The sequence below is a fragment of the Pseudoduganella sp. GW821-FHT05F09 genome (genome assembly GCF_059419605.1).
The window spans coordinates 1-20,765 of the sequence record NZ_JBWKSD010000014.1 but is presented as its reverse complement, the minus strand read 5'-3'; the positions used below and the strand labels follow the sequence as shown (position 1 = coordinate 20,765).

The window sequence follows — 20,765 nt, the reverse complement described above, 5'->3', positions numbered from 1 at the left end:
GGGCCGCTCACGGCCCGCTCATGCGCGCGATGCCGAGCCGCTCCATGCGGCGGTACAGCGCCTGGCGCGACAGGCCCAGTTCGGCGGCGGCCTGCGCCACCACGCCGTGCGCGCGCCGCAGCGCCTGCGAGATGGCCTCGCGGTCCGGCTCGGCGTCGGCGGCGGACGCGGCGGACAGCGCCGGCGACGGCGGCGCGGCGGCGGGCAGGCCGAGGTCGGCCGCCTTGATGACGTCGCCGCTTGCCAGCAGGCACGCGCGCTGCATCACGTTCTTCAGCTCGCGCACATTGCCGGGCCAGCTGTGCGCCTGCAGCGCCGCCTGCGCGTGCGCGTCCAGCGTCTTGCGCCCGTCCAGGAAGTGCAGGGCCAGCGGCAGGACGTCGGCCGGGCGGGCCGCCAGCGGCGGCAGGTTCAGCTCGATCACGTTGAGGCGGTAGAACAAATCCTCGCGGAAGGTGCCGGCCCGTATCATCGCCTGCAGGTCGGCGTTGGTGGCGCTGACCACGCGCACCCGCACCTGCCGCTCGCGGTTCGAGCCCAGGCGCTCGAAGCGGCCGGTCTCGAGCACGCGCAGCAGCTTCATCTGCCCGGCCAGCGGCAGGTTGCCGATCTCGTCGAGGAACAGCGTGCCGCCGTCGGCCGCTTCGAACTTGCCCTCGCGCGCCTTGGAGGCGCCGGTGTAGGCGCCGGCGTCCGCGCCGAACAGCTCGGCCTCGATCAGCTCGGCCGGCAGGGCGCCGCAGTTGAGCACCACGAACGGCCCGTCGCGCACGGCCGAATTGGCCTGGATGATTTCCGCGATGCGTTCCTTGCCGCTGCCGTTCGGGCCGCTGATCAGTACCGGCACGTCCGAGCGCGCCACCTGGCAGGCCAGGTGGATCACGCGTTCGGTGGCCGGGTCCTGCCACACCATGCCGCGCAGCTCGTGCTTCTCCAGGTCGCGCCGCTGGCGCAGCTCGCTCTGCATGCGCTGCGACAGCGCGCGGTTGGCCTGGCCCAGCTCGATCAGATTGGTGACGGTGGCGATCAGGCGGTTGTCGTCCCAGGGCTTGGCCAGGTAGTCGGCGGCGCCGGCCTTGATCAGGTCGACGGCGGCGTTCAGGTGGGTCCAGGCGGTGAGCAGTATCACCGGCAGGTCGGGATGGCGCGCGCGGATGGCGCGGAACAGCGCCACGCCTTCCTCGCCGGAGGTGGTGTCGGCGCTGAAGTTCATGTCCTGGATCACCAGGTCGATGGCGGCGCTGCGCTGTTCCAGCAGGGCCAGGCCGGCCTCGGGCGAGGCCGCGCGCAGCGCGTCGATGTCGTGCAGCGAAAACAGGACTTCGAGCGCGACGGCGATGGCGGCATTGTCGTCGATTATCAGTACGGTAGGCATGCCGCCAGCATAGCGTAAAACCGCGGTGGCGGGTTAGGCGCTGCGGGTCGCCAGCGCCGGCGAGGTCGATGCCGCGCGCCACGCCGGGCCGTACACCGCCACGATGCCCAGCACCCAGAACACGCCCGCTCCCACCAGCATGTAGGCGGCCGGCAGGCGTTCCATTTCCAGCTTGCTCACCAGCAGCTGGTTCAGCGCCAGGGCCAGCAGCACGCCGGCCGTCACGCCCACGCTGGTGATGAGGATGTTCTCGGTGATGAAGTAGCGCAGGATGTCCGCGCGCCGCGCCCCCAGCGCGCGCCGCACGCCGATCTGCTTGCGCCGCTGCGTCACCCACAGGCTGGCCATGCCGACGATGCCGCTGGCCGTAATCAGCAGCAGCAGGGCGCTGACGGTGATCAGCATCCATGCCAGGCCAACGTCGGCGCGGTAGCGGTCCTTGCGGTCGTCGTCCAGCGTCTTGGACTTCACCACCACCTGGTTGTTGCCGGCTTTGCGCAGCGCTTCCTCGGCTTCCTTCATCACGCGGTCGCGCTGGCCCGGTTCGGCGCGCACGGTATACAGCGAGAAGCTGTCGCCGGTCAGGCGCACCGGCACGATGGAGGTGGTTTCACCATCCACGCCCAGCTGGGCGCCGGGCGACTGCAGGCGTTCGATCACGCCGATCACGCGCGCCGGCTTGGCCTCCGGACCCACGCCCATGTACAAGGTCTTGCCGACGTAGCTGGTGGCGTCCGGCCAGGCCCGCTCGCCCAGCGTCTTGCTGATCATGATGACGGACGGCTGTTCCTTGCTGGTGTTCTGGTCGATTTCCATCACGTCGGACGGCATGAAGTCGCGCCCTTCAATCACCTTCAGTCCCCAGGTCTTCACCAGGGAATCGGGAGATATGTAGTAGGAGGTGGCGGCGGTCTGCTTGTCCTGTTTCAGGTCGGTGACGAAGCTGTTGTAGCTGCCCGAGCGCGACAGCGGCACCTGGTTGGTATCGGCCACCGACAGCACGCCGGGCACGCCGCGCAGCGTGGCGGCCTGCGCCTTCTGCGTGGCCAGCTGCTCCTCGTGGCCGCTCTCGCGCAGCCTGCGCACGATCAGGTGGAAGATGTCGCTTTCGGCGGTTATGCCGCTGGGGCGCGCAGTCACCGCCTGGCGGATGTTCACGATGTGCAGCGCGTTGGCCAGGATGGCCAGGCTCAGCGCCACCTGCACGGCCACCAGTATCGGGCCGGTCTTGTTGCGCATCAGCGCGGAGAAAATGGGACGGATTTCCATGGTCGCGATTCCTTATTGGGACTTGAGTTGCAGCGCCGGCGTGACCTGGCAGGCGCGCCAGGTCGGCAGCAGGCCGGCCAGGATGGCGGAGGCCACGGCCATCAGGAAGGTGGCGCCCATCATCACCCAGTCCATATGCGCCACCACGGTGAGCTGCTTGGACTGCATGGCGATCAGGGCCAGCGCGCCGAAGGCCAGCAGCAGGCCGCTCACGCCGCCGGCCAGGCCCACCACGGCGGTCTCGATCAGGAACTGGCTGAAGATCTCCTTGCGCGAGGCGCCCAGGGCGCGGCGTATGCCCACCTCCGGCGCGCGCACCGAGAACTTGGCCAGCAGCAGGCCGATGGTGTTGACCAGGCACAGGACCAGGAAGCCGAACGCCAGCCAGGCCGACAGCTTGTTGTCGTTGCCCACCACTTTCAGGTATTCCAGCCATTCGTTCACGTTGTACAGATGCGTGGGCGCCTGGCGTTTCAGGCGGCCCAGCTTGAACTGCTCGGCGGAGTAGGCGTCCAGCCAGTTCTGCAGGGCGGGGCGGTCGGCCGCCGAGTGCAGCTCGATCCAGCCCTGTATCCACGTGCATTCGGACTTCAGCAGCGCGTCGAAGCCGGGGTCGCGGTAGGCGCTGCAGCTCATGCTGCCGTTGTGGCCGTACTCGTGGCGGATGGCGGAGGAGAATGGGATGTAGAACTCGTCCTCGCTGCCGAAGGCGCCGGGGCCGCCGATGATGCGCACATAGCGCGGCACCGGGTTCCAGGTGTCGTACACGCCGGTGATCTGGTACTCATGGCCCAGCAGCGTGACGCGCTGGCCGACCGGGTCGGCGTCGCCGTACAGCTTCTCGGACAGTTTGCGGCTCAGCACCACCACGTCCGCGCCGGCCTTGTCGTGCGCCTCGCTCCAGGCCTGGCCGTGCAGGAAGGGCACCTCGAACATGGCGAAGAAGTCGCGCGTCGGCGCCAGGCCGCTCACGTTGAACACGTTCAGGTCCTTGCGCGCCGGCTCGATGGCGCCGGCCACGCCGTACATCACGGTGCGGCGGTCGCCCTGCTTGCTGGCGACGACGTTGGCCGCGTCGATATAGGACAGCTGGCGGTCGTTCGGCTTGTCGCCGGGGGTGTAGCCTTGCAGCGGGCCGTTGTCCAGCATCGGCACGAACAGGCGGTCGCTCTTGCCGGGAATGGGGTCGCCGGACATCACGTGCAATATGGTCAGCGTGGCGATGCTGGCGGCCACGCCCACCGCCAGCGTGAGCACCATCAGCGCGGTCAGCGCCGGGTTGCGCCGCAGGCTGCGTATGCCGAGCAGGAAGTAGTAGGAAAACATGGGCCGCTCCTTATGCCGACACCAGCGTTGGCGCCTTGCGCACCAGGTCCGACACCTGGCCGTCGATGATGTGCACATTGCGCTGCGAGCGCACCGCCAGTTCCGGGTCGTGCGTCACCATCAGGATGGTGGTGCCCTGCGCGTTGATTTCCTCCAGCAGCTCCATCACGCCGCGCGCCATGGCGGTATCCAGGTTGCCGGTCGGTTCGTCGGCCAGCAGCAGCTTGGGCGAACCGGCCAGCGCGCGCGCGATGGCCACGCGCTGCTGCTGGCCGCCGGACAGCTCGGCCGGGTAGTGCTTCATGCGCGAAGCCAGGCCCACCTTGGCCAGCGCGTCCTCGATGCGCTCCTTGCGCTCGGCGGCGTTGAAGCCGCGGTAGCGCAGCGGCACGTCCACATTGTCGAACAGCGACAGGTCGGGAATCAGGTTGAAGCCCTGGAAGATGAAGCCCAGCTTTTCGTTGCGCAGGCGCGAACGGGCGTTGTCGTCCAGGCCTTTCACATTGGTGCCGTCCAGGATGTATTCGCCGTCGGTGAATTCTTCCAGCAGCCCGGCGATGTTCAGGAAGCTGGTCTTGCCGGAACCGGACGGGCCGGTCACGGTGACGAACTCGCCCTGCTTGACGTTGATCTCGAAGCCGCGCAGCGCGTGGGTTTCGATCATGTGGGTGCGGTAAACTTTGCTCAGGTTTTGCATGCGCAGCATGAGGGGCCTCTTTCGGTTGGCTGGTGCGATTATTGGTTGACCGAGACGCGCGCGGCGTTCTCGAAGGTTTCGGTGCCGGCGACCACCACTTTGTCGCCTTGTTTCAGTCCGCTCAGGATTTCCACCGCCGTCACGCTGGTGGCGCCTAGCTTGATCGGCGTGCGCACGGCCACGCCGTCGCGCAGCACGTAGGCGTAGCGGCCGCCCTCGGACTCCACGAAGGAGCCGCGCGGCAGCATCAGCACATTCGGTTTTTCGTCGATCAGCAGGCGCGCGCTCACGCGCTGGCTCTGGCGCAGGCCATCCGGCTGCTTGCCGTCGAAGCGCACCCGCGCCAGCACCTGGTTCTTCACCACCTCGGGCGACAGCGCGGACAGTTTGCCCATGGCCTTGCCGCCGCCGACCTGGATTTCCGCGCTCATGCCCAGGCCCAGGTCGGCCACATAGGTCTCCGGCACTTCCACTTCCACTTCCAGCGCGGACAGGTCCACCAGCGTCATCAGGGGCGCGTTGGCCGGCACCACGCTGCGGTTCGGCACCGACAGCGTGCCGATAAAGCCGTCCACCGGCGCGCGCACGGTCAGCTCGTCCACCTTGCGCTGGGCGTTGGCCAGGTTCAGTTTCTGGCGCTCCAGCTGGGCCGACTTGGTCTTCAGCTCCAGCAGCACGTTGTCGCCTTCCAGCTCGGCCGCCTGGGCCGCGTGGCGGGCGCGGATCTCGGCCGCCTGCAGCGCGTCCTTGGCTTTCTGGTAGTCGATCTTGGCCACCACGCCCTCGTTGGACACGCTGTCGTAGCGCTCCAGCGTGCGCTGGGCGGACAGGCGCTCGATCTCGGCGGTGTCTGCGTCGCGCCTGGCCAGCATCTTCTGCTTGCGCGCCAGGATCTGCTGGCGCGCCACTTCGGCCGTCAGCTCCTGGAAAGTGGCCTGCTCGCGTTTCAGTTCGTCGGTGAGGTCGGGCGATTCCAGGATGGCCAGCACGTCGCCCTTTTTCACGGTGTCGCCAGCATGGGTTTTCAGCGTGACGGTGGACGGGGAGGTCGAGTACAGCGTGGGGCTGACGGCGGCCACGATGCGGCCGTTGACGGCGGCGTCGCGCACCAGCGTGCCGCGCGTGACGTCGGCAATGCGCAGGCGCGCCGCGTTCACCGAATGGCTGCTGCCGCTCCAGTTGTTGTACAACACGGCGCCGCCTGCAACGACCGCCACTGTCACCGCCAGCGCGATCAGCTTGCGCTTCAGCTGCCGGCCGGCCGGCGGCGCGATGACGGTGTCTTGATGGGAAGTATCTCGGATCATGGTGGTGTGCTTGTGAAAAATGTAAGCACGTCAATGCAGAAAGCGTGCCAGGCGTTTTTCGCCGCTAAGTGCTTGATTTTTATAGAGCGGACAAGGGCTGTCCGCTGTCCGGCTGTCCGTGCCTGTCCGCCCGGACAGCGGGCGCAGCGGAAATGATTGCGGCTAACAACAGGAACTTTCTTTATTTCATGATGCGCTTAGGTAACGGGTGTAACGCACTGTATCCAAGGAGAAAATTGTAAATGGTTGCGCATAACATTCGATGTTAGAAAATGTTGACAATGATGAGAAAAGCCTCCTACACTGATAAAAGCAGTACGACAAAAACCAGGAGACGGAAATGATCAAGCAGCATGGAAAGCACGCCTCGCAGGCGGGCAAGCAGGTGGTATTGGGTCTGACGGTAATGGCCAGCATGATTGCGCAGGCCTACGCGCAGGAGGCGGCCACGGCGCCAGCGGCGCCGGTTGCGGTTGCGGCCGAGCCGGCCCAGGGTGGTGCAGCGGAACTGCAAACCGTCAAAGTGACGGGTTTCCGCAACAGCTTGATCTCTTCCGCCAAAGATAAAAAAGAATCCATCGGCTTCCAGGATTCGATCAACGCCGAAGACCTCGGTAAATTCCCGGACAAAAACATCGCCGAATCGCTGGCCCGCGTGCCGGGCGTGGGCGTGACCCGCGACGTGACGGGCGAAGGCATGACGATCCAGATCCGTGGCCTGGGTTCCTCGTTCACCAAGATCCTGCTGAACAACTCGCCGGTCGCCGTGGCTTCGTCCGGCCCGATCGACGGCGCCAACACCAACCGCGAGGTCGACCTCGACCTGCTGCCGACCGACCTGTTCACCAAGCTGACCGTCAGCAAGAGCCCGACCGCAGGCCAGATCGAAGGCGGCGCGGCCGGCGTGGTCAACCTGCGCAGCGCGCGTCCCTTCGACAAGGAAGGCCGCCAGACCTCCATCAGCCTGACCGGCACCAAGCAGCAGATCGCCGACAAGGCCGGCGCCCGCGGCACGGCCATCTGGTCGAACACCTGGGACGGCAAATACGGCATCCTGGGCGGCATCTCCTTGTCGCGCCAGGAAGCCCGCACCACCGGCTTTGAAACCGTCGGCTGGACCAACCCCAACCTGACCGCAGCGCAAAGCACCTCGCCAACCCGCAACAACACCGGCGGCGGCAACTGGACCATTCCGGCCACCGTTCCTGCCGGCGCAGGCAACGGCCTGGTGGCGGGCACCGTGATCGACCAGGCCTTCCTGCTGGCGCACAATCCGGGCCTGACCATCCAGCAGATCGACAATGCCATCGTCCCGCGCCTGGGCCGCACGATGGAATACTACGGCACCAAGGACAAGATTTCCGCCGTGCTGTCGGGCGAATACCGTCCGACCGAGAACCTGCACTTCTACGTCGACACGATGTACAGCAAGAAGGACGACGACATGCAGCGCAATGCCTACACCTGGGCAGTGCGCAACAATGCCGGCATTCCGCTGAACATGCAGGTTGACAAGACCGATTGCGCCAACGGCTGCACGGTCACCGCCGGCACCTTCGCCAACGCGCTGAACTTCATCGAGTTCGGCCCGCGCCGCGACAAGGTCGACCTGCTGGGCATCAACCCTGGCGCGGAATGGAAGATCACGCCTACGCTGGCGCTGGACGTGGCCGGTAACTACAACCGCAGCCGCTTCACGCACGAAGCGCCGACGGTGATGCCGATCACGGCGCCGAACAGCGGCAATACCATCACCTACGCCAACAACGGCGGCGTGCCGTCGATCACGTCCAACCTGGACCTGACCAGCCCTGCCAACTACCAGTGGAACGGCGGCCGCGTCAACATCCAGAACGAGCTGCGCGAAACCGAAACCAAGGGCTTCCACACCAACCTGGTATGGGGCGACAAGAAGCTGACCATCAAGGGCGGCTTCGCCTGGGATGACATCGACCGCCAGATCCGCGCGCAGGACAACTCCGCCGCATGGCAGGCTGCCGTCTGCGGCAACAACCCGACCGTGTTCCTGCAAGGCCCGAACGGCGCTCCCGCATGCAACGGCGCCAGCACCCCTGGCGCCAGCGCTGCTGCCCTGTACCCAGGCTATGGCACCGGCTACACCTCGGGCCAGAGCGCACCGCTGACCTATCAGGGTTCGCTGATCACCAACGCCGCGCTGCCTGGCTATCTGGTGCCCGGCCCATACGGCAACCTGGCGCTGGACTGGGACCGCTTCCGCAAGGATTCGAACTACGACTACTACAACAGCACCGCGCCGGATTCGGGCGCATCGTCCACCGGCGCAAGCGCTGGCTACATCCGCGAGAAATCGAAGGGTGTGTACATGGAAGCGAGCGGTGAACTGGCTCCGGCCGGCTTTGCCACCCGCTGGAACGTGGGCGTGCGCTACGTGCGCACCAACCAGCAAGTGGGCGCGCTCAATTCGCAGTCCGATCCGCGCAATGCCAACCTGACCCTGAACGGCAGCAAGTACCCGAACATCAGCGAGTGGGTGTACCAGAACACCGACTACAACAACACGCTGCCATCGGGCACCATCGCTGTCGACCTGCGCAAGGACATCGTGTTCCGCGCCGCCGCATCGCGCAGCATGACCCGCGTCGATCCGAACGCACTGCGTCCAGGCATCAACTTCTCCGGCGTGTCGGCTGATACCGGCACCATGGGCAACCCGACCCTGAAGCCTTACCTGTCGGATAATATCGACCTGGGCCTGGACTGGTATACCGGCCGCGAAGGCTACGTTTCGGTCACCGGCTTCCAGAAGCGCGTGAACGGCTTCACGGTGCAGGAGAACATCAGCATGCCGTTCACCGCGCTGGCGCAGTACGGCATCAACTACGGCACGCTGATCCCGGCGCAGCAGCAGGCGATCGACTCGCGCGGCGGCCCGAACGCGGCGCAGGTCGTGATGACCCGTCCACGCAACGCCGACGGCATCCTGCGCATCCGTGGCCTGGAACTGGGCTGGGTGCAGCCGCTCGACAAAGTCCTGCCTATCAAGGGCTTCGGCTTTAACGAGACGCTGACGCTGATCAACCAGCAAGCCAGCGGCGAAGGCTCCAGCGGCTTTATCGCACTGGGCGTACCGAAGAAGACCAACAACTTCACCGTGTACTACGAGAACCACGGCTACATGGCGCGCTTCATGCACACCTATTCGCAGGGCAGCCAGGTCGCCACGGCGAACCAGAGCGGCATCACGCAAGCGGCGCTGTTCGGCGACACCTACAAGCAGTGGGACTTCTCGTCGGCCATCGAGCTGGACCAGGTATTCGACCGCGAAGGCCTGCCGTCGCTGACCTTCGACATCGTGAACCTGAACAAAGCCAAGCGCCGCGGCTACTTCCAGTTCCCGAACGCCACCATGTCGCAGTATGATCCGGGCCGTACCTTCGCGGTTGGCCTGCGCATGAAGTTCTAAACCGCATGAGCCCTCGCTTCCCCAAGCGATGGCGGTCTGCGGCAACCCTGGCGGCGATGCTCTGCGCATCGTCCGCCGCGCTTGCCGCCGCCGATGCACCCGTGCCGCAGTTGCGCAAGCAGGGCACGGCAGTGCAACTCATCGTCGACAACCATCCCTTCCTGGTGCTCGGCGGAGAGTTGCACAACTCATCCGCTTCACATCTCCCTTTTCTTGAAAAACTGTGGGCGCCGCTGAAAGCAGCCGGCGTGAATACGGTACTGGCTCCGATTGAGTGGGACCAGATCGAACCGCAGGAAGGCCGCTTCGACTTCACGGTGCTGGACGGCATGCTGAAGCAGGCGCGCGCCGGCAACAGCCGCTTGATCCTGCTGTGGTTCGGCGCATGGAAGAACTCCATGTCCACCTATATGCCGCCCTTCGTCAAGCGCGACCAGCAGCGCTTCCCGCGCGCGCGCAACCGCGCCGGCGAGGTGCAGGACATCCTCTCTCCATTCAGCGCCGCGACGCTGAAGGCCGACTCGGCCGCCTTTGCCGCCATGATGAAGCACCTCGCGCAAGCGGACACGCAGCGCACCGTGCTGATGGTGCAGGTCGAGAACGAGATCGGCATGCTGCCGGACGTGCGCGACTACAGCGCGCCCGCCAACGCCGCCTTCGCCGGTCCGGTCCCTGCGCAGCTCACCGCCTACCTGGCCGCCAACCGCGCCACCCTGCACCCCATGGTGCGCAAGCTGTGGGAAAGCCACGGCGGCCGCAGCGCGGGCAGCTGGGGCGAGGTGTTCGGCGACTCCATCGAAGCGCAGGAAGTGTTCCAGGCCTGGTACTACGCCGCCTTCACCAACGAGCTGGCGGCGGCGGGCAAGGCCGCCTACGGCCTGCCCATGTTCGTGAACGTGGCGCTGAACCGCCCCGGCAAAAAGCCCGGCGAATATCCGAGCGCGGGGCCGCTGCCGCACCTGTTCGACGTCTGGAAGGCCGCCGCGCCGGCGGTCGACATACTCGCCATCGACACCTATTTCGCCAACTTCGCGGAATGGGCGAGGCAGTTCAAGCGGTCGGACAATCCGCTCTTCGTCCCCGAAGGCAACCGCATCGGCCGCCCGGAGCTGGGCGCCAATGCCTTCTTCTCGATAGGCGAACTGGATGCCATCGGCTACTCGCCCTTCGGCATCGAGGACATCGAGCGCGCGCCCAACGATCCGCTGCGCGGCGCCTACGCGCTGCTCAGGCAAATGGCGCCGCTCATCATGCAGTCGCAGGGCAAGGGCGTGATGCGCGGCTTCAAGGCCAACGTTTCGTATGACGGCGTGGTCGATCCCGCGCCGGCCAAAGTGGCGCTGGGCGGCTACCAGCTCGAAGTGAGCCTGGCCAACCAGTGGGGCAAGACCGAGAGCCTGGAGTTCGAGAGCCGTGGCGGGCTGGTGATCCAGACCGGCGAGGACGAATTTGTCGTCGCAGGCAAAGGCCTCACCGTCACCTTCCGCGACCCGGCAGGCCCGGCCACGCTGGTGGGCATCGAGAAAGCCGCCGAAGGCAGCTTCAAGGACGGCGTGTGGCAGGACGGGCGCTGGATGAACGGCGACCAGACCCACCAGGGCCGCCATATCCGCCTCGACGGCGACCGCTGGTCCGCGCAGAAGGTCAAGCTCTACAAAATCCGCTGAGCATGCGTATTGAATTCCTGGCAATCGCCTCAACTTGCCAGGAATTCAACCACTGCTACTGCGGACATGTTCAAACTGCTGGCCGGCTTCACCGCACCCCTTATCGACTATCCCTTTGCCCGCAGCGACGTGGCGCAGTACGCCCGCGCGCTGTCCGCCTCCGGGGAAGCCCCGCCCGCGCTGCTGGACCAGCAAACCTGGGACGACATGCTGCTCGACCAGTATGCGGACCGCCTGGCGCCTGAAACAAGCATCTTCGGCCAGCAGGAGTTGCACCGCCGCCTGCATGGCGGCGTAGCCGGTCCGGATGCCGTCGCCCGCGTGCGCGCGCTCGCGGAGGACGAAGCAGGCCGCAGCGCCTTGCAGGCCGCCTGCAGCGGCCTGCGTGCCGCCGAAGCCGAGATTGCCGCCATGCTGTTCGGCGCGGGCCCCGCCGCCGCGCCGCGCTGGACCCGCTGGCTCAAGTTCCTGGGACCCGCCATGCTGGCCGTTGCGGCAGCGACGCTGCTGTGGTGGCCCGCCAGCGTGCTGGCGCTGGGGCTGTGGGCGCTGCTGATGGGCGTGCAGGTGAAGTACTACGATCAGTCGCAGCAATGGGAGCGGCTGGTGCAGGCCATGCAGCTGCAGCTGCGCGCCCACAGCCTGCTCGGCAAGCTGGGGGAGGGCGCCGTCGCCATCGCCGCGCCATTCGCCGGCGGCGCCGCGCAGGCGGGCAGGATCAGCCGCCAGCTGGGCCGCTCTCCGCTGGAGGGCTTCATACCCGGCTTGAAGGAATATGGCGAATGGATAGGTTTGACCAACATCCGCCGCTACTTCGCCGGGCGCGACCTGGTGCTCGCCCAGCGCGGCTTCCTGCGCGAAAGCTTCCGCATGGTGGCCGGCCTCGAAGCCGACCTTGCGCTGGCCCGCGAACTGCGCGCCGCGCCCGTGGTCTGCTGGGCCGCCGCCGCCGCCGCCGATGGCCTGGCAAGCGGCGAGCTGGCGCTGGACGGCGTGGTGCACCCGCTGCTTGAGCAAGCCATGCCGCTCACGTTTGCGCTGCCAGGCGACGGCGGCGGCGCCTTCATCTCCGGCCAGAACGGCATCGGCAAAAGCACCTTGCTGCGCACGCTGGGCCTGAACCTGATCACCGCGCGCGCCTTCGGCTTCTGCTACGCGCGCAGCGCCAGCGTGCCGCTGCTGCCGGTCTATTCGAGCATGCAAAGCGAAGACTCGCTCTCGGGCGGCGAAAGCCTCTACATTGCCGAACTGCGCCGCGCACACGAGCTGCTGGCGCTGGCCCGCACTGGCCGCGCCTTCTTCATCATCGACGAAATTTTCCGTGGCACCAACCACCTCGAATCCGTCTCCGGCGCCGCCGCTGTGCTGGATACGCTGGCGCAGCACGGCACGGTGGTGGTCTCCTCGCACAACCTGGTGCTGGCGCCCTTGCTGGCGCACCGCCTCGCCCCCATGTGTGTCGGCGCCGAAGACGGCCAGCTGCGCGTGCGTGCCGGCGTACTGGCGCAGACCAACGGCCTGACCCTGCTCGCCACGCACGGATTCGGCCCCGCCATCGAAGGAAAAGCCGCCCAGGTCCACGCCTGGCTCAGCGACTACCTCGCCCACCCCGACGATTGCGGCCATGTCCTGAAAGCGGCTTGACGCTATCTGGCGCCTGCATTTTGCACCGCAGCTGCGGGTTGGCGCCAGCGCAGCCACAGGCGGGTGAGGGCGTACATGATGAGCAGCATGCAGAGCCAGGCCAGGTAGACGGCCGGCAGCGAGGGCTCGTAGCCGGCGGGCATGCGGGGCGTGGGGCCGTTGAAGTCGGGCGTGCCGCCGAAGCGCAACGCGAAGTAGAGGTTGCCCAGCAGGTGGATCAGCGCGATGTGGACGGTGTAGAAGAACATGGGCGTGCGGCCGAACAGCTGCAGCCAGGCCAGCGGTTCCGGCTTCAAGCGCTCGAACACGGCCAGCAGCGCCAGGCCTATGCTGCCGGTCACCAGCAGATATTGCAGCGACGGCGGATATTTGTGCACGCGCACGAAGGACATCAGGTCGACCATCCAGCCGCGCCCTTGCGCGCTCCACGGGCCGGGGTCGCCGTACAGGTTCACGGAGCGCAGCAGCACGAAGGCCAGCATCAGCGCGGCGGCGGCGAGCCATAGCTGCCGCTGGCGCCGCGCGGCGGGCACGCCGGGGCCGAATAGCGGACCGGTCGCGTAGCCGGCCGCCATCAGGCCCAGCCAGGGCAGCAGCGGGTAGGCGAACACGATGCCGAAGCTGTCGCCCACCGGATGGTAGCCGCGTTCGTGCAGGGCCAGCCATAGCGGGCCGCCCGGGTGCCAGCCGTCGAGGGCGTTGTGGCCGCAGATCAGCAGCGCGGCGACGAGCGCAATGGCCCAGCGGGGCAGCCACACCAGCGCCGACAGCACCACCATGCCCATGCCGATGGCCCAGATCACTTGCAGGATGATGACGCTGTAGCCGAACTGCCAGCTGAAGCTGATCCAGGTCGCCTCCAGCACCAGCAGCAGCACGCCGCGCGTGGCGAGGTAGCGGGACAGGGCGGGTCGGGCGTCGCCGGCCTGGCTTGGCCTGGCGCCGCGCAGCCAGGCGGAGGCGCCGGCCAGGAAGACGAACACGGTGGCGCACATGTGGGTGATCCAGCGCGTCCAGTACCAGGCGGGCGTGGTGGCGGCCAGGTCTTCCGGGTCGAACAGGGCCGGGCCGAAGAAGTCGCGCGTGTGGTCAAGCGCCATCAGGACGATGACCAGGCCGCGCAGCATGTCGATGGAGGTGAGGCGCAAGCGGGTGGTCATGGTGGCCATGGCGGTCCTTACTCTTGTTTGAGCGGTTTGCTTTTGTCGATGACTTCGCGGCAGTCGCCTTTGATGATGGCGTTATCGTAATTGGTCCAGCCGTAGCTGTCGACGTAGCGTTTGTGCTGCTTGAATTTCGGGCTCAGGAAGCTCCACTCCAGCCGCTCGCCTTCATAGCGGATGTCGCCCATGTCGAGCAGGGTGTGGAACATGTTCTCGGTGGCCAGCCGCGCCTTCTTGTGCTTGAGCAGCTGCTGCACTTTGCCGGGATAGCGCTCCTCGTACCGCTCGGAATACCAGACGAAGGCGGGCACGTGGAATTCATATTGCGTGTTGTGGCCGTGGAAGGCCAGGCGGCAGCTGCCGTCGTACAGGGTCTGGCCGTGGTCGGCCACGTACAGCATGGAGGCGTTGATGCGCTTGTCCTTGAGCGTGCCGATCACTTGCGACAGGAACCAGTCGGTATACAAGATGGAGTTGTCGTAGCTGTTGTTGAGCTGCGGCTTGAGCTTGAGGTCGGTGTAGGCGGGATTGCTCACGCCGTACAGCGAGGGCTGCCATTTGTCGAACTCCTTGGGGTGCCGCTGGCTGTAGTTCCAGTGGCTGCCCAGCGAGTGCAGCACGATCAGCTTTTTCGGCGCGGGGTCGGCCAGCGCGTGCTTGAGCGGGTCGAACAGCACCTGGTCGAAATTGGAGTTGTTGGTGAAGCCGCCCAGGTTGAGGAACTGGATCACGTCCGCTTCCTTGGCGAACACGGACACCGGCGTGTCGTACTGCCCGAACGAGATCTGGTTCGACAGCCAGTAGGTCTTGAAGCCCGCTTCCTTGTAGGCGGTGATGAAGGATTTTTCCGCGAAGCCGTCCTTCAGGCTTTGCGTGGCGGGCTTGCGCGAGATGATGACCGGCACCGACAGGCGCGTGGCCGACACCGGCGTGATGACGTCGCGCAGCGTGACGAGCTTGTCCTCCTTGGCCAGCAGCGGGTTGGTGTTGCGCTCGTAGCCGTTCAGGCTCCAGCGGTCGTAGCGCGACGATTCGCCCAGCACCACGACCACCACTTGCGGTTCGGCCGGGGCAGAGCCTGCCTCGCCGTCCTGGTGCGCCTTGAAGGTGAAGGTGCTGCTGCGCTGTCCCAGCTCGGCCAGGTGCTGGCGCTCGTGGTAGAAGTCCAGTCCGCGCCACATCAGTCCGAAGGGCCAGGTATTGGTGAAGGCCGAGAAGTCCACCGGCACCCGGGCCCACCAGGCCAGCGGCGCCAGCTTCCAGCCGGTGCGGGCGGCGGCCGGGCTGGCGCCGCTGCTCGCCGTGCTGTCCGCTTCTTCCTCTTCCTCCGCGTCTTCCACTTCGGCCGAGGCGCCGTCGCCAAAGCCGGAGGCTGGCACGCTGGCCGATGCCGATGCCGATGCCGGCGCGGAGGCCGAGGCATGCGCAGGCTTGGCGGCGGGCTTGCCCGCCACGCCGAATTCCCAGCCGTAGCCGGCCACGGCCGCCAGCACCGCCACGATGGCCAGCCCGACCCAGCGAGAGGCGCCGCGCCAGGCCAGCGCCTGCGTTTTGAGCGCCGCGTACCAGCTGGCAAAGAACCAGGCGATCACGCCGGCCAGCACCGCCGCCATCAGGTAGACGGTGCGGCCCAGGAACTCCATCGCCTCCTTGGGGCTGGTCTCGGCGATGATGCCCAGGTGGTGCGTCGAAATGCCCTGGCCGTAATAGACGATCAGGTAGACCTCGGTGGGCAGCGCCAGGAAGGCCGGCAGCAGCAGCCAGTGGAACCAGGCCGGGCGCTGGAACACGGCCCACACGGCGGCCCAGGCCACCACTTCCATGCCCAGCGTCTGCCAGGGCGCTTCCACCGGCTTGCCCAGCAGCAGGGGCACAAAGGGCACGGCCGACAAGGCCAGGTAACTCAGCAGCAGGAAGAGCCGGGCGGCCTGTGGCTTGGCGGCAGGAGCGGAAAAACCGGAAGAAGGGCGAAACAGATGACGCATGACACCAGACATGAAAAAAAAGTTTCCCATTATCCGGCCCTTTGACGCGCGCGGCGAGTTTTTCAGCAGAGCTGGCCGTTGAAGGTGTCGCGCACGGTGCCGGTGCGGTAGTCGATGCCGCTGAAGGCGCTGTATTGCTCCATGCTGCGCACGCTGCCCAGGCCGTAGGCGCCCGGCAGGCCGTCGCCGCACAGCAGGCGCTTGAGGCGCTCGGCCGCGCGCGCCGTCAGGTAGGCGCCGCTGAAGGCGCGCAGCTGGTCTACCTCGCCGTGCCAGTGGTGGCTTTCGTGCGGCGTGTTGGGCGCCTTATATAAGTGGTAGAGCGGCACGTGCAGCGGGTGGTAGATGTCCCAGCCCCGGGTCCAGGCGCGCACGGCCAGGCTCTGCTCCTCGCCGTGGAAGTATAAATACGGGTCGTAGGGCACTTCCTCGATGAAGCCGCCCTCGCAGAACACGAAGCCGCCGGCGATGTGGCAGGCCGGCACCGGCCGGTCGGTGAACAGGTGCTTGGCGATGAAGCGCAGCACCACCTCGCCGCCGGGCGCCAGCGGCGTTTCCGGATGCGGCCGCAGCACCAGCACCGTCTTGCCTTCCGGCGCCGCATACTGCGGCTGGCCGTCCACCATGTCGAAGCGGTAGGGGTAGGTGCTCAGCACCGGCTTGGCCGACAGCTCGCGCAGCTGCGTGTGCTGGCGCCGCAGCGACTCGTCCCAGCCGGGCTCGAAGCAGGTGTGGGAGTCGATCTGCAGCAGATACTGCTCGCCGTCGTACAGCGAGAAGGCCTGGTTGCGGGCCCAGCTCACGCCCAGCGTGTCCTGCACCTGCACGTGCACATAGCGTATCAGCCCGGCGAAGGGCAGCGCGGCGATGGCGGCGCGCTGGCTGGCATAATGCTGGTCCACCACGGCGATGCGCAGGCGCTCCGGACGGGCGGCCTTGGCCACCGCGTCATTGAGCGTGAAGAACAGCATCGGGTCCAGGTAGGACGCCAGGCTGATGAAGATATTCTGGTTCGGCATGGCGGAAATGGTAACAGTTTCCATATGGCAGGTATGCTGCCGAAATGCCGCAGCGGCGGGCCCTCCGGCGGCGAAAGGGTTTGACTCGTCTTGTTTACCAGTCTATACTCGCGAGTTCTCGATTTATTCTGCGCATCGTATACGCTTTTTGCAGGCCGCTCCTGGTGAGTGGCTGCTCGCGCCTTCGATGCCGCATTCAAGTAGTGAGTCGGGACTAGGTTTTAGCCCCCGGACGCTTGTCCGGGTTGTCAACGGTAGTAATTTTGTTGGATTAACAACGATGCCAACCATCAATCAATTGATTCGCAACCCACGCGTTTCGCTGCGCGTGAAGAGCAAATCGCCGGCGCTGGAAAACAGCCCGCAAAAACGTGGCGTTTGCACCCGTGTGTACACCACCACTCCTAAGAAGCCTAACTCGGCACTGCGTAAAGTTGCCAAAGTGCGTCTGACCAACGGTTTCGAAGTGATTTCGTACATCGGCGGTGAAGGCCACAACCTGCAAGAGCACAGCGTTGTTCTGCTGCGCGGCGGTCGTGTAAAAGACTTGCCGGGTGTGCGTTACCACATGGTTCGCGGTGCACTGGATACCCAGGGCGTTAAAGACCGTAAGCAAGCTCGCTCGAAGTACGGTACCAAGCGCGCTAAAGCAGGTAAGAAGTAATCAAGCATTACAAGTTTCACCTGGTGGCAGCTAACTAAGTGAATGTATCGGTCGAACTGACCGAGTAAGTGGACCACTATGATGGTGATCCGCGAGCTGCGGAACATATCGCCGCAAGCTCAACTGAAGATTGAAAGGAATTGATATGCCACGTCGTCGTGAAGTACCCAAGCGCGAGATTCTGCCGGATCCAAAATTCGGCAACACTGATGTCGCCAAATTCGTTAACGTGCTGATGCTGTCGGGCAAAAAGTCCGTCGCAGAAAACATCATCTACGGTGCTTTCGAGCACATCGCCGCCAAGTCCGGCAAAGACCCGCTGGAAGTGTTCGCTACCGCGATCAACAACGCCAAGCCGCTGGTTGAAGTGAAATCCCGTCGCGTTGGTGGTGCAAACTACCAGGTGCCGGTTGAAGTCCGCCCAGTGCGCCGTATGGCTCTGTCGATGCGCTGGCTGCGTGAAGCTGCGAACAAGCGCAGCGAAAAATCCATGCCACAACGCCTCGGCGGTGAGTTGCTGGAAGCGGCCGAAGGCCGTGGCGGTGCGATGAAAAAGCGTGACGAAGTGCACCGCATGGCTGAAGCGAACAAGGCGTTCTCGCACTTCCGCTTCTAATAAAACTGGCTGGAGCCTGGTGCTCCGGCCGTTTAATCATTTGTTCGAAGCCGGGCTCATTTTGGAAGAAATGGCGTCCGGTTTTGTACATTAAAAGATTTAGGATCTATTATGGCCCGCAAGACCCCCATTGAGCGCTACCGCAACATCGGTATCTCCGCTCACATCGACGCTGGTAAAACCACCACCACCGAGCGCGTGCTGTTCTACACCGGCGTGAACCACAAAATCGGTGAAGTGCACGACGGCGCAGCCACCATGGACTGGATGGAGCAGGAACAAGAGCGCGGCATCACCATTACTTCCGCAGCGACCACCTGCTTCTGGAAGGGCATGGCGAACAACTTCCCTGAGCACCACATCAACATCATCGACACCCCGGGCCACGTTGACTTCACCATTGAAGTTGAACGCTCGATGCGCGTGCTGGATGGCGCTTGCATGGTTTACTGCGCAGTGGGCGGTGTACAGCCACAGTCGGAAACCGTATGGCGTCAGGCTAACAAGTACAAAGTGCCACGTCTGGCCTTCGTCAACAAGATGGACCGTACCGGCGCCAACTTCTTCAAGGTCTACGAGCAGATGCGCGCTCGCCTGAAGGCGAACCCGGTCCTGATCCAGATCCCTATCGGCGCTGAAGACAACTTCAAAGGCGTGATCGATCTGGTCAAGATGAAAGCCATCATCTGGGACGACGCGTCCCAGGGCATGAAGTTCGACTACGTCGATATCCCTGCAGAGCTGGCCGCATCGGCCGCCGAGTGGCGCGAGAAGATGGTTGAAGCCGCTGCTGAAGCGACCGAAGACCTGATGAACAAATACCTGGAAGAAGGCGACCTGTCGGAAGCCGAGATCAAGAAAGCGCTGCGCGACCGCACCATCGCTTCCGAGATCGTTCCTATGCTGTGCGGCACCGCCTTCAAGAACAAGGGCGTGCAGGCCATGCTGGACGCCGTGATCGAATACCTGCCATCGCCAGTCGACATCGACGACGTGACCGGTACCGACGAAAACGAAGAGCCAGCATCGCGCAAGGCAGCCGACGACGAGAAATTCTCGGCGCTGGCCTTCAAGATCATGACCGACCCGTTCGTCGGCCAGCTGGCCTTCTTCCGCGTGTACTCGGGCGCCATCAATTCGGGCGATACCGTGTACAACTCGGTAAAAGGCCGTAAAGAGCGTCTGGGCCGTATTCTGCAGATGCACGCCAACCAGCGTGAAGAGATCAAAGAAGTGCGCGCCGGCGACATCGCCGCTGCGGTTGGTCTGAAAGACGTGACCACCGGCGAAACCCTGTGCGATCCATCGTCGATCATCATCCTGGAACGCATGGTGTTCCCAGAGCCGGTGATCCAGCAGGCTGTCGAGCCTAAGACCAAGGCCGACCAGGAAAAAATGGGCCTGGCGCTGAACCGCCTGGCACAGGAAGATCCGTCGTTCCGCGTGAAGACCGATGAAGAATCGGGCCAGACCATCATCGGTGGTATGGGCGAGCTGCACCTGGAAATTATCGTTGACCGCATGAAGCGCGAATTCGGCGTGGAAGCGACCGTCGGCAAGCCACAAGTGGCTTACCGCGAAACGATCCGCAAGGTGTGCGAAGAGATCGAAGGCAAATTCGTCAAGCAATCCGGTGGCCGCGGCCAATACGGCCACGTGGTTCTGAAGATCGAGCCGCAAGAGCCAGGCAAGGGCTTCGAATTCGTCGACGCGATCAAGGGCGGTACCGTGCCTCGCGAATACATCCCTGCAGTAGAAAAAGGCGTGCGCGAAACGCTGCCTTCCGGCGTACTGGCCGGCTACCCAGTGGTGGACGTGAAGGTAACGCTGTTCTTCGGTTCGTACCACGACGTGGACTCGAACGAAAACGCGTTCCGCATGGCTGCTTCGATGGCCTTCAAGGACGGCTGCCGTAAAGCGGCTCCAGTCATCCTGGAACCAATGATGGCAGTGGAAGTGGAAACGCCGGAAGACTACGCCGGTTCCGTGATGGGCGACCTGTCGTCCCGCCGCGGTATGGTGCAGGGCATGGACGAAATCCCAGGCGGCGGCGGCAAGATCATCAAAGCCGAAGTGCCTCTGTCGGAAATGTTCGGTTACTCGACCACCCTGCGTTCCGCAACGCAAGGCCGTGCAACCTACACGATGGAATTCAAGCACTACTCGGAAGCGCCTAAGCACGTAACCGATGCAATCGTGACTGCTAAAGCGAAGTAAAATAATGAATTGACCGGCCGGGGGACGATCCCCCTGGCCGGACAACTTTAAATCTTGTTCTAAGGAAGAATAAAATGGCAAAAGGTAAATTCGAGCGGACCAAACCGCACGTCAACGTCGGCACTATCGGTCACGTTGACCACGGTAAAACCACCCTGACCGCAGCAATCGCTACCGTTCTGTCGAAGAAATTCGGCGGCGAAGCTAAAGCTTACGACCAGATCGATGCAGCACCAGAAGAAAAAGCACGCGGCATTACCATCAACACCGCCCACGTCGAGTACGAGACCGCAGCGCGTCACTACGCTCACGTTGACTGCCCAGGCCACGCCGACTACATCAAGAACATGATTACCGGTGCTGCGCAGATG

Annotated in this window: 15 protein-coding genes; 7 read left to right on the top strand and 8 right to left on the bottom strand. The window is 64.8% G+C overall.

The window, feature by feature from the left end; genetic code table 11:
* Window positions 1–7: 7 nt before the first annotated feature.
* The 5 genes from AC07S4_RS29395 to AC07S4_RS29375 are packed head-to-tail and all read right to left on the bottom strand — an operon-like array spanning window position 8 to window position 5,974.
* Window positions 8–1,375 (bottom strand): sigma-54-dependent transcriptional regulator, encoded by a 1,368-nt coding sequence (locus AC07S4_RS29395; RefSeq protein WP_494989961.1) that lies wholly within the window; start codon window positions 1,373–1,375, stop codon window positions 8–10.
* A gap of 33 nt (window positions 1,376–1,408) precedes the next feature.
* Complete coding sequence (locus tag AC07S4_RS29390; protein WP_494989960.1) at window positions 1,409–2,644, bottom strand: ABC transporter permease; 1,236 nt, start codon at window positions 2,642–2,644, stop codon at window positions 1,409–1,411.
* A gap of 12 nt (window positions 2,645–2,656) precedes the next feature.
* The gene (locus AC07S4_RS29385; protein ID WP_494989959.1) at window positions 2,657–3,970 is read right to left on the bottom strand and encodes an ABC transporter permease; all 1,314 of its coding nucleotides are present in this window, start codon (window positions 3,968–3,970) and stop codon (window positions 2,657–2,659) included.
* 10 nt (window positions 3,971–3,980) lie between these two features.
* Window positions 3,981–4,676 carry an ABC transporter ATP-binding protein gene (locus tag AC07S4_RS29380; RefSeq protein ID WP_494989958.1) on the bottom strand — a complete coding sequence of 232 codons (696 nt, stop codon included), beginning with the start codon at window positions 4,674–4,676 and terminating at the stop codon, window positions 3,981–3,983.
* Between the two features lie 29 nt (window positions 4,677–4,705).
* On the bottom strand, window positions 4,706–5,974 hold the full coding sequence (locus AC07S4_RS29375) for an efflux RND transporter periplasmic adaptor subunit (RefSeq protein ID WP_494989957.1): 1,269 nt from the start codon (window positions 5,972–5,974) through the stop codon (window positions 4,706–4,708).
* A 340-nt stretch (window positions 5,975–6,314) separates the two neighbouring features.
* Between AC07S4_RS29375 and AC07S4_RS29370 the strand changes: the two genes are divergently transcribed.
* The 3 genes from AC07S4_RS29370 to AC07S4_RS29360 all read left to right on the top strand — a co-directional run bounded on the left by AC07S4_RS29370 (window position 6,315) and on the right by AC07S4_RS29360 (window position 12,730).
* Window positions 6,315–9,419 carry a TonB-dependent receptor gene (locus tag AC07S4_RS29370; RefSeq protein ID WP_494989956.1) on the top strand — a complete coding sequence of 1,035 codons (3,105 nt, stop codon included), beginning with the start codon at window positions 6,315–6,317 and terminating at the stop codon, window positions 9,417–9,419.
* Window positions 9,420–9,475: 56 nt separating this feature from the next.
* On the top strand, window positions 9,476–11,086 hold the full coding sequence (locus tag AC07S4_RS29365) for a GH35 family beta-galactosidase (RefSeq protein ID WP_494989955.1): 1,611 nt from the start codon (window positions 9,476–9,478) through the stop codon (window positions 11,084–11,086).
* A gap of 66 nt (window positions 11,087–11,152) precedes the next feature.
* Window positions 11,153–12,730 carry a MutS-related protein gene (locus AC07S4_RS29360; protein ID WP_494989954.1) on the top strand — a complete coding sequence of 526 codons (1,578 nt, stop codon included), beginning with the start codon at window positions 11,153–11,155 and terminating at the stop codon, window positions 12,728–12,730.
* Window positions 12,731–12,732: 2 nt separating this feature from the next.
* Here the strand turns inward: AC07S4_RS29360 and AC07S4_RS29355 are convergent, their stop codons facing one another.
* The 3 genes from AC07S4_RS29355 to AC07S4_RS29345 form a co-directional block, all read right to left on the bottom strand.
* Window positions 12,733–13,899: an acetyltransferase domain-containing protein gene (locus AC07S4_RS29355; RefSeq protein WP_494989953.1), complete on the bottom strand. Its 1,167-nt coding sequence runs from the start codon at window positions 13,897–13,899 to the stop codon at window positions 12,733–12,735.
* An 8-nt stretch (window positions 13,900–13,907) separates the two neighbouring features.
* Window positions 13,908–15,878, bottom strand: a complete 1,971-nt coding sequence (locus AC07S4_RS29350; RefSeq protein ID WP_494989952.1) for a phosphoethanolamine transferase — start codon at window positions 15,876–15,878, stop codon at window positions 13,908–13,910.
* A gap of 62 nt (window positions 15,879–15,940) precedes the next feature.
* The gene (locus AC07S4_RS29345) at window positions 15,941–16,921 is read right to left on the bottom strand and encodes a GlcNAc-transferase family protein (protein WP_494989951.1); all 981 of its coding nucleotides are present in this window, start codon (window positions 16,919–16,921) and stop codon (window positions 15,941–15,943) included.
* A gap of 256 nt (window positions 16,922–17,177) precedes the next feature.
* Here AC07S4_RS29345 and rpsL point away from each other — a divergent pair, with 256 nt between their 5' ends.
* The 4 genes from rpsL to AC07S4_RS29325 form a co-directional block, all read left to right on the top strand.
* Window positions 17,178–17,561, top strand: a complete 384-nt coding sequence (rpsL, locus tag AC07S4_RS29340; protein ID WP_056392507.1) for a 30S ribosomal protein S12 — start codon at window positions 17,178–17,180, stop codon at window positions 17,559–17,561.
* Between the two features lie 145 nt (window positions 17,562–17,706).
* Window positions 17,707–18,177: a 30S ribosomal protein S7 gene (rpsG, locus tag AC07S4_RS29335; protein ID WP_161071442.1), complete on the top strand. Its 471-nt coding sequence runs from the start codon at window positions 17,707–17,709 to the stop codon at window positions 18,175–18,177.
* A gap of 111 nt (window positions 18,178–18,288) precedes the next feature.
* Window positions 18,289–20,394 (top strand): elongation factor G, encoded by a 2,106-nt coding sequence (fusA, locus tag AC07S4_RS29330; protein ID WP_494989950.1) that lies wholly within the window; start codon window positions 18,289–18,291, stop codon window positions 20,392–20,394.
* Between the two features lie 74 nt (window positions 20,395–20,468).
* Window positions 20,469–20,765: GTP-binding protein (locus tag AC07S4_RS29325; RefSeq protein WP_494989949.1), on the top strand; the 297-nt coding region annotated here is incomplete at its 3' end.

What these genes read in the sequence shown, in the direction of transcription:
- AC07S4_RS29395 (WP_494989961.1), bottom strand. Translation starts at nt 1,375, where the DNA reads ATGCCTACCGTACTGATAATCGACGACAATGCCGCCATCGCCGTCGCG.
- AC07S4_RS29390 (WP_494989960.1), bottom strand. Translation starts at nt 2,644, where the DNA reads ATGGAAATCCGTCCCATTTTCTCCGCGCTGATGCGCAACAAGACCGGC.
- AC07S4_RS29385 (WP_494989959.1), bottom strand. Translation starts at nt 3,970, where the DNA reads ATGTTTTCCTACTACTTCCTGCTCGGCATACGCAGCCTGCGGCGCAAC.
- AC07S4_RS29380 (WP_494989958.1), bottom strand. Translation starts at nt 4,676, where the DNA reads ATGCTGCGCATGCAAAACCTGAGCAAAGTTTACCGCACCCACATGATC.
- AC07S4_RS29375 (WP_494989957.1), bottom strand. Translation starts at nt 5,974, where the DNA reads ATGATCCGAGATACTTCCCATCAAGACACCGTCATCGCGCCGCCGGCC.
- AC07S4_RS29370 (WP_494989956.1), top strand. Translation starts at nt 6,315, where the DNA reads ATGATCAAGCAGCATGGAAAGCACGCCTCGCAGGCGGGCAAGCAGGTG.
- AC07S4_RS29365 (WP_494989955.1), top strand. Translation starts at nt 9,476, where the DNA reads ATGCTCTGCGCATCGTCCGCCGCGCTTGCCGCCGCCGATGCACCCGTG.
- AC07S4_RS29360 (WP_494989954.1), top strand. Translation starts at nt 11,153, where the DNA reads ATGTTCAAACTGCTGGCCGGCTTCACCGCACCCCTTATCGACTATCCC.
- AC07S4_RS29355 (WP_494989953.1), bottom strand. Translation starts at nt 13,899, where the DNA reads ATGGCCACCATGACCACCCGCTTGCGCCTCACCTCCATCGACATGCTG.
- AC07S4_RS29350 (WP_494989952.1), bottom strand. Translation starts at nt 15,878, where the DNA reads ATGCGTCATCTGTTTCGCCCTTCTTCCGGTTTTTCCGCTCCTGCCGCC.
- AC07S4_RS29345 (WP_494989951.1), bottom strand. Translation starts at nt 16,921, where the DNA reads ATGGAAACTGTTACCATTTCCGCCATGCCGAACCAGAATATCTTCATC.
- rpsL (WP_056392507.1), top strand. Translation starts at nt 17,178, where the DNA reads ATGCCAACCATCAATCAATTGATTCGCAACCCACGCGTTTCGCTGCGC.
- rpsG (WP_161071442.1), top strand. Translation starts at nt 17,707, where the DNA reads ATGCCACGTCGTCGTGAAGTACCCAAGCGCGAGATTCTGCCGGATCCA.
- fusA (WP_494989950.1), top strand. Translation starts at nt 18,289, where the DNA reads ATGGCCCGCAAGACCCCCATTGAGCGCTACCGCAACATCGGTATCTCC.